Source organism: Marinomonas sp. ABL3_031 (assembly GCF_056161265.1).
In genome coordinates, this window is sequence record NZ_JBSWYU010000001.1 from 189,820 (window position 1) to 202,418 (window position 12,599).

The 12,599-nt window shown below is 49.6% G+C and carries 16 protein-coding genes and 1 pseudogene; all 17 read left to right on the forward strand.

Translation table 11 applies throughout. From position 1 onward, the window contains the following. The first annotated feature begins 87 nt into the window (after nucleotides 1-87). Nucleotides 88-555 (forward strand): phage tail protein, encoded by a 468-nt coding sequence (locus tag ACXAH2_RS00980; protein WP_475075930.1) that lies wholly within the window; start codon nucleotides 88-90, stop codon nucleotides 553-555. Next, a complete protein-coding gene (locus ACXAH2_RS00985; RefSeq protein WP_475075932.1) occupies nucleotides 552-1,373 on the forward strand; it encodes a hypothetical protein in 822 nt (273 codons plus the stop codon). Before ACXAH2_RS00980 ends, ACXAH2_RS00985 begins: the two co-directional genes overlap by 4 nt. A gap of 20 nt (nucleotides 1,374-1,393) precedes the next feature. Further along, nucleotides 1,394-2,503, forward strand: coding sequence for a DUF2586 domain-containing protein (locus tag ACXAH2_RS00990; RefSeq protein ID WP_475075934.1), 1,110 nt, complete (start codon nucleotides 1,394-1,396; stop codon nucleotides 2,501-2,503). A gap of 1 nt (nucleotide 2,504) precedes the next feature. Beyond that, nucleotides 2,505-2,957 carry a phage protein gene (locus ACXAH2_RS00995; protein WP_475075936.1) on the forward strand — a complete coding sequence of 151 codons (453 nt, stop codon included), beginning with the start codon at nucleotides 2,505-2,507 and terminating at the stop codon, nucleotides 2,955-2,957. Nucleotides 2,958-2,977: 20 nt separating this feature from the next. Continuing rightward, entirely contained in the window at nucleotides 2,978-3,517 is a 540-nt protein-coding gene (locus ACXAH2_RS01000) for a glycoside hydrolase family 108 protein (protein WP_475075937.1), read from the forward strand. Next, entirely contained in the window at nucleotides 3,514-3,738 is a 225-nt protein-coding gene (locus tag ACXAH2_RS01005; RefSeq protein ID WP_475075938.1) for a hypothetical protein, read from the forward strand. The genes ACXAH2_RS01000 and ACXAH2_RS01005 overlap by 4 nt, the downstream gene beginning before the upstream one ends. 11 nt (nucleotides 3,739-3,749) lie before the next feature. Then, complete coding sequence (locus ACXAH2_RS01010) at nucleotides 3,750-3,992, forward strand: hypothetical protein (protein ID WP_113872813.1); 243 nt, start codon at nucleotides 3,750-3,752, stop codon at nucleotides 3,990-3,992. A 28-nt stretch (nucleotides 3,993-4,020) separates the two neighbouring features. After that, nucleotides 4,021-4,347 (forward strand): putative phage tail assembly chaperone, encoded by a 327-nt coding sequence (locus ACXAH2_RS01015; protein ID WP_113872812.1) that lies wholly within the window; start codon nucleotides 4,021-4,023, stop codon nucleotides 4,345-4,347. A 14-nt stretch (nucleotides 4,348-4,361) separates the two neighbouring features. Continuing rightward, nucleotides 4,362-4,487 (forward strand): annotated as a pseudogene (locus tag ACXAH2_RS01020) (DUF6890 family protein); the annotation flags it as partial. Nucleotide 4,488: 1 nt separating this feature from the next. Beyond that, the gene (locus tag ACXAH2_RS01025) at nucleotides 4,489-6,012 is read left to right on the forward strand and encodes a hypothetical protein (protein WP_475075940.1); all 1,524 of its coding nucleotides are present in this window, start codon (nucleotides 4,489-4,491) and stop codon (nucleotides 6,010-6,012) included. After that, complete coding sequence (locus ACXAH2_RS01030) at nucleotides 6,012-6,323, forward strand: DUF2590 family protein (protein WP_113872810.1); 312 nt, start codon at nucleotides 6,012-6,014, stop codon at nucleotides 6,321-6,323. Before ACXAH2_RS01025 ends, ACXAH2_RS01030 begins: the two co-directional genes overlap by 1 nt. Next, nucleotides 6,320-7,471 (forward strand): baseplate J/gp47 family protein, encoded by a 1,152-nt coding sequence (locus ACXAH2_RS01035; RefSeq protein WP_475075941.1) that lies wholly within the window; start codon nucleotides 6,320-6,322, stop codon nucleotides 7,469-7,471. Before ACXAH2_RS01030 ends, ACXAH2_RS01035 begins: the two co-directional genes overlap by 4 nt. 2 nt (nucleotides 7,472-7,473) lie before the next feature. Beyond that, the gene (locus ACXAH2_RS01040; protein WP_475075943.1) at nucleotides 7,474-8,004 is read left to right on the forward strand and encodes a phage tail protein; all 531 of its coding nucleotides are present in this window, start codon (nucleotides 7,474-7,476) and stop codon (nucleotides 8,002-8,004) included. Nucleotides 8,005-8,027: 23 nt separating this feature from the next. Continuing rightward, complete coding sequence (locus tag ACXAH2_RS01045; RefSeq protein WP_475075944.1) at nucleotides 8,028-9,797, forward strand: phage tail-collar fiber domain-containing protein; 1,770 nt, start codon at nucleotides 8,028-8,030, stop codon at nucleotides 9,795-9,797. Between the two features lie 12 nt (nucleotides 9,798-9,809). Next, on the forward strand, nucleotides 9,810-10,439 hold the full coding sequence (locus ACXAH2_RS01050; protein WP_475075945.1) for a hypothetical protein: 630 nt from the start codon (nucleotides 9,810-9,812) through the stop codon (nucleotides 10,437-10,439). A 2-nt stretch (nucleotides 10,440-10,441) separates the two neighbouring features. After that, nucleotides 10,442-12,181, forward strand: coding sequence for a phage tail-collar fiber domain-containing protein (locus ACXAH2_RS01055; RefSeq protein ID WP_475075947.1), 1,740 nt, complete (start codon nucleotides 10,442-10,444; stop codon nucleotides 12,179-12,181). A 43-nt stretch (nucleotides 12,182-12,224) separates the two neighbouring features. Next, the gene (locus tag ACXAH2_RS01060) at nucleotides 12,225-12,590 is read left to right on the forward strand and encodes a hypothetical protein (RefSeq protein WP_475075948.1); all 366 of its coding nucleotides are present in this window, start codon (nucleotides 12,225-12,227) and stop codon (nucleotides 12,588-12,590) included. Nucleotides 12,591-12,599: the final 9 nt, after the last annotated feature.

Below are 12,599 nucleotides of genomic sequence, written 5' to 3' on the forward strand. Positions count from 1 at the left end.
TCAAAATCGCCTCGCTTGTTCCTTGTTTGGCCCCAGCTTATTGTCAAATCATCAACACCAAAATGCATTGTTAAGAGCGACATCAAGATGGAAAAAATGACACAGCTAGCAGACTACCTAGCGTCACAAGACTTGTTCACATCCAGACAACTCAGCAGTTGGGTGGAAGAAGTGAATTTGAAAGTGGGGACGAAAGATGAAGGTGAGCGCGTGTTACTGCACCGTTCACAATATCGCGCTGTGCTCTTGGTGGAAAACTACAACTACTCAGCAAACTCGATTGACACCTTTACTGCACATGTGTCGATTTGGCTGGCTGAAAACGATGAACGCTCTGATTTGAACAACCCTCATCCGAGTATTGCAGTGGATGTTTTAAGTAGTCGTTATGCGGATTTAGAGCTGTCTTTGGAATTTGAAGAAGCGGTATACATCAGTCGGGCTACCCGTGGCAGTTTGACCTATCAAGGAGAGTCGTGGCGTTTGGAAAAAGCGGATCATTTAGAGGCCGAGTCGGCTTCGGTTGACGTCAATTTGGCGCTTGAGAATGCATGATGAGTGAAGCGCTGTCAGCCTATTGGGGAGCACAAAGTGCTCGCACTATTGATCTTCACATGATGGGACTGACACCAGCTCGACATCGCCGCGCCATGAAACAACTGAGCCGAGAAATGGCTCGGTTGGCCGCAAAAGGCAGCTTTTCATATCGCTTTAATATTGGCCTGGACTTGCACCAAGCGCGTCATCAAAGAGTACGACAACGCAAGATTCGAGCCGGCTATTTGCCGTACCGCAATGATGTTTCGCGCAACAATCGACAAGCGATTTTCGCCAACCTGGGCAACAACGAGCTGGATCAATTAGCAACGGGTAACTGGGTGAGCGGTGATGGCGACCGTTATTTACAGGACGATATTCAGGAATATTGGCAGCGTCATCAACGGCAATGGTTATGGCAGCGAACCGGCTGGTTGAGCAACCCTCAAGCATCCTGGTTGGAAAATTTTTATGTGCTATCCAATGACATGGTCAGTACCTCGACAAGCAACAATCAACAGCGCTTAGTCGGGCTGCAAGCGTCCATAGCGCAACAAAAACAATGGGCAATGCGTCCCAGTAAACGCATACAAGCTCGGGTTATGCAGCAGTTAGCGCTGAGACGTGACCCAAGGACACAAGACAAACGACCTGTTAGTCAAACATGGATCAGGCAACACATTAGTCAATTGCATGGCTTAAGCCTCTTGCTGGCACTGAATGACAGGGATAACGGAGCGCAAAGCGTGCTAACCAATGGGTTACAGCGGGAGCGCTTTACCAATGATCCGCAATGGGTGCGGGCAATAGCGGCAGCAGCAGTTGCCATTAATTAACAAACTAAGGCAGGTAAAACATGGCATTAGGTACAGTAAGCGTCAGCAGCCTTGATACTGGAAGTGGTGATTTTTCGACGCCTGAGCGTCAGTTTCTCTTCATCGGGTATGCAGGCAAAAACTCAGGCAGCACTTTGTACATTGACCAATCTTCGGATTTGGACGAGGTATTAGGTGTTAACAACAGCAAAATGAAAACGGCGATTGCCGCCGCACGCAGTAATGCGGGAAGCAACTGGACATGTGTGGCGATGCCGCGTGGTGCAGCGGGTGAATGGCAAACTGCGTTTGAAGAAGCCATGAACAACAATGTGTTGTGTGAAGCCGTGGTGATCACTGACGCCGTGGCCGAACAGGCGGAATTGGACGCCATGACAGCTGCGGCCAAAGACGTGGAAAACGAATACGGTCGTGCGGTGTTCTTCATGGCCGCATCGGAAGTGATGGATGGTTCCGCCACGTGGGCGACCTTCATCTCAGAATTCGATTCCCTACAAGACGGCGTGGCAGCCGAAAATGTCATGCTGGTGCCAGAAGTCTTCGCCGGCTGGTTAGGCACACTGTGTGGTCGTTTGTGTAATGAAGACGTATCCATCGCGGATACGCCAATGCGTGTCAAAACTGGCGCTTTGGTTGGTATTTCATCGTTACCTTCTGATCAAGATGACGTGCAATTCAACATGAGCCACGCTAAAGCGTTAAACGATGCGCGCGGCACAGTGCCACAAGTGTACCCAGATTATGACGGTATCTACTGTTCAGATGGTATGACCTTGGCAGCCGAAGGCAGTGATTATGCGGTGATTGAAAACCTACGTGTGGTTAATCGTGTGAAGCGCGAAGTGCGTTTATTGGCGATCAAACAAGTGGGTAACCGTGAAATGAACAGCACGCCGGCATCGATTGCTGCCAACCAAACCTACTTCATGCGTCCCATGATCGACATGAGCAAAAGCGTGGTGTCTAACGGCATTTACATGCCAGGTGACGTGAAACGTCCAGAAGAAGGCGATGTGACCATTTCATGGGCATCTCGCACCAGCGTAACGATTGCGCTTTTGGTACGTCCTTACAACAGTCCAAAGGCGATTCAAGCCTACATCGGACTTAACTTGAGCAGCGAGGTATAGCATGCAGCACATTACAGGACCTGACGTTGATGTCATGTTTGGCACAACACTGATCAACGTAAAGCAATTTACGGTCAACATTGAAGACGGCTCTCAGCCAGCTTCGACTCGCGGTGTGACTCATGGTTGGGTGCGCGGCGCGGTAACCGCCAGCGGCGAACTGACGTTGGACACAGAAAACTTCAATCTGATTTTGGAAGCCGCGCGCGCTGCGGGTTCTTTCCAAGCCTTGCAAACCACTGACATTGTCGGCATGGGTCGTACGGCGAATCAGGAATTCAAAGTGGCTGTTTACGGCTGCAAATTGCGCATTAACAAGGTATTGGAAGCCGGCGGAGAAGGCGGTGAAAAACTGGAGCACACCATTCCATTTGACGTAACGGATTCCCGTTTCGTGGAAATCAATGGCGTGCCATACCTTGATCAAGATCACGTCGAAAAACTCGGCGTGTAACCCCGATGAGAGGAGCCACCATGGACCACTTTAATGCGGCACTGGCGGATGTACTAAAACACGAAGGCGGCTATGTCGATCACAAAGCGGACCTTGGTGGCGCCACTCACTTTGGCATTTCGTTACGCTTTATCAAGCAGTTACCCGCGTTAGCGGGGGACATAAATGGCGATGGTCACATCAATGTGCTGGACATTCAACAGCTGAGCAAAGCCGATGCGGCACAGATTTATCATCAATATTTTTGGCGGCATTATCGCTTGGAGCAAGTGCAGAGCGAAAAAATTGCCATCAAGTTAATGAATTTATTCGTCAACATGCGTGGTAAAACCGCCGCGTTAATTGTGCAGCGAGCCGTGAACGACTTGTTGACTGAATCTCATCTGGTGGAAGACGGGATCTTAGGCAATCAGAGCATGGCTGCACTGAATCAAGTGTCGTCAGACGCCTTATACGCTTGTTTGCAATACCAAGCTTGGCAGATTTATCGGGCGATTGTGGAACATAACCCCAGTCAAGGTGTGTTTCTTAATGGTTGGCAAAGAAGGGCCTTTTCATGAACAGCATCATACTCGGTATTTTGAGCAATCTCGGCGCGAGTTTATTGACCAAGACCTTTGGTATTTGGCTCGCTAAATTGGCGGCAAAAGCCACCAATACCATGGTGGATGACAACCTAGTATTGCTGCTTGAAGGCGGTCTGGAAAACGACGCGCAAAAAATAGAACAAGCGGCCAAAGACATTCTCAACGAAGTGTCTGGACACTTTACGCAAGATTAATAGGAGAGGAAATGGAATTGTCGCAAGCGACCATGACTGTCGTCATGTTTTTGTTGTCCTCGGTGACGGCTGGGTTGGCTACCTTTTTGACCTTCCTCTTTAAACGTACCGCGGCGAATGAGCGCGCCTTGATGCAGCACAAATTGGATGCGGCAGAAAAATACGCTCACAAAAATGAAATCAATGATCTTGGATTGCGCTTAGAAAGCAAAATCGAAGAACTATTTAAAAAAGTCTACGAATCAAAACACTGAATAAACAGCTTCCTTAAGGAGATAAGACATGGCGCAAGTGATCGCATTGGGTGTGGGTACTGAAGCATTTGAATTCAAAGTCACCAATGGTGAATACAACAAGTTTGTTGACCGTATGGCCAGCGGTAAGAGCGTACAAAGTGCGTTCAACCTGCTAACGGCAACCGTCGACATTAAGCAACGTGCGACCTTAAAAGACCTTTTGGTGGATGAAGAAAATCAACCGCAAGCCAAGTTGGTAATGGACCTAGTAGGAGAGTTAACCGAAGCCTTCACCAGTGATTTGCCTGAAGTGGTAAAGTTGCAAACGAGCAACTCGAATTCTGCCGACGCAATGGCTACGAGCAACTCGTAACACTCCGCCAACGCTGGTTGCCCTTCGCGGACGACCAGCCAGAACACCTCGGCCGCGCCCTTTGGTTAGAAGAGCGCGAGCTGGAACGTACCAGTGCCGCGATTGCGCGTGGCATCGCCAAAGCCTTGACGGGTAAATAATATGAACTCACTGGAAGAACTAGAGCAAACCTTGGCGCTGTTGCAGCGCATTCAAGGCGTGACCAGCGCGTTACAGAAGCGCGTCCAAGCGGTGTCTTCACTTGCCCGTGGGGCATTGGATTCCGTACAAATTCAAAGTCAGTCATTGTCTGTATTAATGGACGAGTTGCTGGCCAAATTAAAGAGCGAGGTGCAAGTCACCTGGCAGATCTTGGTTCAGCCCACATGGCAGCCTTTGCCAAAGATGGCGGTGAGTCCGCAACTTGACGTGACGCCGACGTTAAACATCGCGCCAAAACTGAATATCAAGCCAGAGCTGAATATTGTTCCAAAGCTGAACATCAAGCCTGAGCTGAATATCGTTCCAAAACTGAACATCAAGCCTGAGCTAAATATTGCTCCAAAACTGAACATCAAGCCTGAGCTAAATATTGCTCCAAAACTGAACATCAAGCCAGAGCTGAATATCGTTCCAAAACTGAACATCAAGCCAGAGCTGAATATCGTTCCAAAAATGAACATCAAGCCAGAGCTGAATATTGTTCCAAAACTGAATATCAAGCCAGAGTTGAATATCGTGCCTAAGGTGAATGTGAAGCCTGAGCTGAACTTCCATCCTACATTCAATTTTAAACCGACCCTCAACATCGAACCTAAGATTCAGATTAAGCCACAAGTCTCGGGTATGGATTCTATGCTGGATGGCCTGAAAAAAGCCTTTAACGGATTGTTTGCTGTATTACGCGCCAGTGTGGTGAGCTTTTTTGGCCTGTTACGTGTCGCTGTGATGTCGACCTTACCGGCCTTGTTTGCCTTCAGTGCGGCCTTGCTGGCCAACCCGATAACCTGGGTGGTCGTGGGCATAGTGGCCTTAGGTGCGGCGATTGTCGGTTTGATTGTCTATTGGGATCAAGTCACCGCGGCGGTTGGACGCTTTTTTGATGGTCTGATGAGTTTCGCCAGCGCCAACATCTTTGAGCCCATCCGCACCTGGTGGGCGGAGTTCAGCGAATGGTTGTCAGGTCTCAATCCTTTCTCTGCCATTGCGTCTGCGTGGCAATGGATCAAAGCGCTCTTTGCGGAAAACAGCTTCTTACAAAGCGCGTTTTTCCCGCTTTATGCCGTCATTCAAGTGGTCGATGGCCTGTTGTCTGTGTTCGATAAGATTCCGCAATGGTGGCAAGACTTTAAGGCCTGGTTGATGTCGCTTAACCCGTTTGACTCCATCAGCAAAGGCATCAAAAAGTTTGCCGGTATTTTTGGCTTCTCATTTGGTGATGAGGACGAGTCGAAAGAAGCCATCGAGAAATCGGTAATCGAACAGCAAGCCATGAATCAGCAAGTGGCTTTGCCGGGCAACGACACCTTAACGGCGTCCAGTCAGGACAATGTGATGCAGAGCATCAGTCAGCAATTCGGTGGTCAGCAGAAGTCCACCCAAGTCGACAAGATTGAAGTGCACAACCACAGCAATGGCGTGCGCGGTGAAGACCTAATGTATGAAATTGAGATGGTGGCAGGCTAATGGCAAGTATCGATCTATTAATCCAAAACGATGACCTGGTGTTGTCTGGCTTAGGGGAACCGGAATTGGTGTCTTTGTCAGACTGCGTTGCGCAGGACTTACGCCACATGATGCGTGAAAAAGGGTACGCCATCTTAATGGTGGGCGAGCGTAACCGAGTGTCTTTGACGGCGGCTGCCAAGGTCATTGAATTAGAAATTGAAAACGATTCCCGTATTTATCCTGGCACCGCCAGTGTGGAATTAAACGACGACGTGCTGACCTGTGTCGCACAAACCATTGACGGTGAATACATAGAGGTTTCCCTATGAGTGATTTTAAACAAGTACTGATTGACGCCGGTGTGCCAACGACGGAAGACGAGTTGACCAGCGAATTTACCGATACGGTCACCGAATCCGGCTCAACCATTTATAACAACTCCATTTACAGCCCGTTTTGGCGCGTGATCAGCAGCATTGCCACCAAACCGGTGAATTGGTTGGTGGACGCCTTGGCGAACTATGTGATGCCACAATTCTTCTTATCCACGGTCAGCGAGGCTTTTATTGAGTTATGGGGCGATCGTTACAACTGCACGCGTAAAGAAGCGCAATTCCTCAAGGGCCGCGTGGTGTTTAGTCGTGCCGCGCTTGACGGCGACATTATGATTCCAGCCGGCACCGTGGTGTACACGGATTTGATCAACAACACTGTGTATCGCCTGGTCACTGATGCCGATGCCGTGATCGAAGCAGACGAATCTGGCGTTATCGTCGCGGTGACGTCAGAACAAGCGGCCACGGCCTATAACCTAGAAAAAAATTACTATAACCATTGCGACCTAGAGGGCGTGACGGTCACCAATCCGGAAAACTGGATTGATCAAGTGGGTGCGGATCTGGAAGACGTGGAATCCTATCGTCTGCGCATTCGTAACTCGTTTAACACCCTAAGCCATTACCACACAGACGGTGTGTACAAGTATTTGATTTCTTCTTGGGCGGGGGTGAAAACCGACCAAATCTGGCTGGAACACAATGCACCACGTGGCCCAGGAACGGCCAATGCCTTTATCTTGTTTGACCTAAATGCACCGGCCGAAAGTTACTTGGAAACCATTAATCGTCAGTTATCAGAAGAAGGCTATCACGGCCACGGTGACGACATTGTGGCGTACGCCATGCCGGAAACCAAACACGACGTGACGGCCACCTTGTATTTCTCCGATACCTTGTTGGACGTGGAAAAAGAAACCATCAAAAAAGGCGTTTACAACGCAATTTATGCGGCGTTTCGTGGTAATTCCGCCTACGACATGACCAAGACACAGCCTTATTCGCGCTTCTCTTTTACTCAGTTGGCGGGGGAAATTTTTGACCTGTTTGATGGCTTAGAAGACGTGCAATTTAACCTTAATAGCATTGTCTCGGAGTTGTCCATACCGACCCTGAACAGCATCACCATAGTGGAGGGCTAAACATGGCACCAAGGTATCAATTACCCGTCTGGATTCGCCGTGGTGAACAAGCACAGAAGCTGCAAAATGCCTTTGCAGCTTGGTGGAACAAGGCGGAAGGCTGGATCAAAACACCACTGGATCAAATGAATCCTGAAACCTGTAGCCCTTTATTGCTCAAGTACTACGCCTACCAAGCGGACATTGATCGCTTTACCGATGAACCAGACGACATGTTTCGTCGGCGCGTTATGTACGCCGAGAAAAACGCCATGGAAGCGGGCTCCACCACGGGCTTGGTGGACGTGTTTGATCGTCTCGGCATTGGTGAAATGGAAGTGGTGGAACGCGAAGACGAGGTCAATTGGGATGCCATTGCCTTGTTGCTCACCGACTCGCAAATCGCCAGTAACACCGACCTACTTAACTACATAATTCAAACCTATGGCCGCACCTGTCGCCGTTACCAATTGACCGTGGTGAATGACATAGAGATCGACATTCACCTAGGGGAATTTGGTTGTCAATGGGCGCTGGATGTGGCCAGTGCTTAGGCTGCAATAAAGGAAGTATTCGAATGTCATTTTTAACCCGCGCCGGTGAAGCGCAAATTGCCAACAAACAAGCCAATCAAGGCCGCGTTAATATTAGCCACTTTGTGTTCGCTTATTTGCCCGAACTCGGTGAAGAGCCAGAAGACAGGGTAGAAGAGTTGCCTGCGTCTGAATTTATAGTGGATACCCAGCCGTATTTGAAAGTGGCTTATGTGAATGATAACCAGGTGGTCTATTCCGTGGTATTGGATTCCACCATTGGGGATTATCGGTTTAACTGGATTGGTCTGGTAGACGAGGAAGAGGTGTTAATCGCCACCGCCTACATTACCCCCATTGAAAAGCGTAAGACCAAAGGCAATAAACGCGGCAACACCATTTCCCGTAACTTCTTATTAAAGTACACCGGCATTCAAAAAGTGACGGCGGCGAGCGTACCAGCGGAAACCTGGCAGTTAGATTTTACTGAACGCTTTTGGGGCGTGGATGAGCGGGAGCGTCTGTCCAACCTTGACCTGTATGCCCATGCCAGCTTCCTCGGTGAGGCTTGGTCCGTGATCGACGCGGATGGTCAATACCAGGTCGCAGCGGGCACAGGTTACGTGGGCGGGATTCGCGTACAAAACTCTGAAATTGAACCTCTATCCGTGGACAGCTTACCGACCAGTGTTTGGTTAGAGGCCAGTCTGCAAGGCAACATCGCGGATAGAAAGCCAGTGACATCCTTGCTGGTGCAAACGGATGCGCCAGTCCCTGAATCACAAGATGCCAATGGCGTGACTTACTATCGCACCAAGTTGGCCGACATCTCAGCAGATGGCGCCATCACAGACGCTCGGACTGTCTATGAAAACGTGGCTCAACATGAGGCCAAAGCTGACCCGCATCCACAATACAAAGCCTACACCGACAGCAAAACCGCAGCGGCACTCACTTCAGCTAAAAGCGACGCTACCCGTAAAAGCAACGCGGCATTAGCGTCGGCGAAAGACTATACCGACAGCAAAACGGTAGCGGCATTAACCAGTGCCAAAAGCGATGCAACACAAAAAAGCAATACAGCATTGGCGTCGGCGAAAGACTATACCGATAGCAAAACGGCAGCGGCATTAACCAGTGCCAAAAGCGATGCAACACAAAAAAGCAATACAGCATTGGCGTCTGCGAAAGACTATACCGATAGCAAGACGGCAGCGACATTAACCAGCGCCAAGAGCGATGCGACACAAAAAAGTAATGCGGCACTGGCCTCAGCAAGACAATACGCTGATCAGCAAGCCGATGCGGCGTTAGCACAAGCCAAAGAATTTGTCGGCGACTTTATAGGCAGTATCCATTTTTTCGCTTCTTCATCTGCGCCAGTGGGCTTCTTGAAGGCCAATGGCGCGGCCATTTCTCGTACTACGTATGCGGCCTTGTTTAGCAAGATAGGCACGCAGTATGGCGCAGGTAATGGTTCGACCACTTTTAACGTACCGGATTTACGCGGTGAATTTATCCGTGGTTGGGATGAAGGGCGAGGTGTGGATTCTGGTCGAGGATTGGGGAGCAAACAAGGTGATGCTATTAGAAATATAAGTGGCTCGGTATCGTCTGATGTTTCTGGGGCTCGAGGTGTATTTAAAGGTAGTAGCGGTGTGTTCAGTGTTAGTAACTATAGAACGGGCGTGGCAAATGCTAGAAGTGATTATGATGCATACAGAACAGCAAATTTTGATGCTTCTAAACAAGTCCCTACAGCATCGGAAAATAGGCCTCGTAACGTCGCTCTTGCAGCTTACATCAAATACTAAAGGATGGACTCCATGACAGAACAAATGACAGACAAAGTGGCTTATGCCTATGATCAAACAACGGGTGAATACCTTGGCGAAGTCTATGCGGACCCAGATCCCTTAACCCCAGACCATTGGTTGTTACCCGCCCATGCCACTTTTGACGCGCCCATCGGCGTGGACGAAGACCAGGTGGCGGTATGGCGACAAGAGGAACAAGAAGGAGCTTGGCAAGCCTATGTGGATTTGCGCGGCACCGCTTATTGGGACGAGGAAGGAAGCGCCTACGAAATCAAGGAGATAGGTGAAAACCTACCGGATTGGGCCTTATTAACTGAGCCAGAAGCACCAGTGACCTTAGAAACTCAAACCGCACTCGCCAACGACGAATGCACAGCACGCATCGAGCAGGAGTGGAACCGCGTCGGGCAACTGAATGTGTCATTGGGTTTGTACACAGCAGAAGAGCAGCTCGCCTGTAAACAATGGATTGCCGCGCATTTGGCCGCATTAGAAACCTTATTGGCTCGTGAAGATGTGCTGGACATTGATGTCACGGATGACGCCTATTGGCAATTGGATTTAGAAGCCTATTCTGATACGGCAGAAACAGCAGAAACGGCAGAAGCAGATGAAGCGGACGAAGAGGCGGCATCCTAATTATGTCTTTTCTCACGCAAGCCGGCGAAGCGCAAATTGCGAATAAACAAGGCAACGCCAGCCGCATGACGATCAGTCATTTCGTGCTGGCCAATGTGCCGAATTTGGGCGCGGAACCCAGTGATCGCGTGGCCGAGTTGCCCAGCGACGAGCAAATCGTACAGACCTTGCCTTATAGCAAACACAGCTATGTGAACCCTAACCAAGTGGTCTATTCCCTCATTATGGATTCCACCATAGGGGACTTCACTTTTAACTGGATCGGCTTGGTGGATGAGGAAGAGGTGCTGATCGCGGTGGCGCACATTACCCCGATTGAAAAGCGCAAAAGCGCCGAAGGGGTGGAAGGCAACACCATTGCCCGTAACTTTTTATTAAAGTACTCCGGTATTCAAAACGTCACCGGCGCCAACGTGCCCGCAGAAACTTGGCAATTGGACTTTTCCACTCGTTTCAATGGCATGGACGAGCGGGAACGCTTGTCCAATCTAGACTTGTACGGACAAGCCAGCTTTTTAGACAGTGCTTATCACGTTATCAAAGAAAACAACCAATACCAGCTGCAAGCGGGTGTGGGTTATGTGGGCGGTATTCGCACTCAATTGACGGAAGAGGACACCCTATCCGTTAGCGATTTACCTTGCTCTGTCTGGCTTGATGTTAGCTTACAAGGAGACATGTCGGACAAAGCCACGGTGACTGAGCTACTGATTCAATCAGCCGGGCTGACAGATTATGTCGACAGCAATGGCATCGCCCATTATGTCTCCAAGTTGGCGGACATAGACGCCAACGGTGACATCACTGACCACAGGGTCATTTACGACAATGTCGCCAAGCACGAAGCCAAAGCCAACCCGCATCCGCAGTATTTTGAGTACACCGATGAGCAATGCGCGGCGACCTTGGTCTTTGCGCAAGACGCATTGAGCGAACACCAAGCCAAGGCGGATCCGCATCCGCAATACCAAAGCAAACAAAGCTTTAGTGTCAGTGGTTCAGCCAATGAGATTGTATTGACCAGTGTGGCGGGCACCAACCCTGTCTCTCGTTTAGCCGATCATCAGTGCTTTTCCTTTGTCTTGTCGGCGACCAACACCGCCGCTGTGACGATTAAAATAGACGATTTGGATGCCTTGAATCTGGTGGGAGTCAGCGCCGCTAATCAGTTGTTGGCGGGAGCTTGTGTGACCCTGCGTTATCTGGCGGGAGCCTTTTACTTAGAGTCGCAAATCAACCCGAAAACCGGTAATGCCATCACGGACATCGGCAAGTTGTGGATCGACACCTTGGACATACTTCGCCCCGGCGAATATGCGCTGGATGGCTCAATAATTAACAGCAAAAACCACCCTATTGCGGTGGCCTTGATTCGTGCCTCGTCCAACTGTATCGCTCAGTCAACCAAACACGCCAACATTCAGTCTTATGCGGGCTTTTATGGTTATACAGACGAAAGCGACGGTTCCACCAGTATTTCTTTACCCATAGTGGGTGGTGAATTTATCCGCATGCACGACGGTGGTCGTGGAGTGGATACAGGGCGTGGATTTGCGAGCTGGCAGGGGGATGAGTTTAGGAGTCATAGTCACTCGTACAGTAGAATTATCAGAGGGGTTAATGGTGGTGGTTATGGCTGGACCGATAACGATAACCCGTTTAGAAACTATGAAACTAGCTCTGTTGGCGGTAATGAAACCCGCCCCCGCAACCTCGCTTATTACGGCAAAACTCGCCTTTAAAAAACCGTCTTCATTAGACAAGAGCCATTAAACAGGAGTCATGATGCAATTACACAAATTTCAATTGGGAGCAGAATTCCCACTTTATCAAGGGGACATAGAAGCGCGCCAAGACCCAGTCACAGGCGACTATCTGGTGCCAGCGTTTGCCACCGACGTGGCATTGATCAAGGAAAAAGCTGGTTGTCAGCGTTTTTTCAAAGAAGGCCAGTGGCATTACGTCATCGATAAGATCGGCACCCAGTATTGGTTGGCCGACGGCAGTCAGCACACCATTGAATCATTAGGGGAAGATCTGCCAACAGACGCTTTGTTGGAAGCCCCTGTTTTAGAAGATGAGCCCACGCCGACCAAATCCCAAAAAGTGCTGGGGCAGCTGAAAAAAATAGTCAGTCGAAAAACCGTATAACGCATTAGG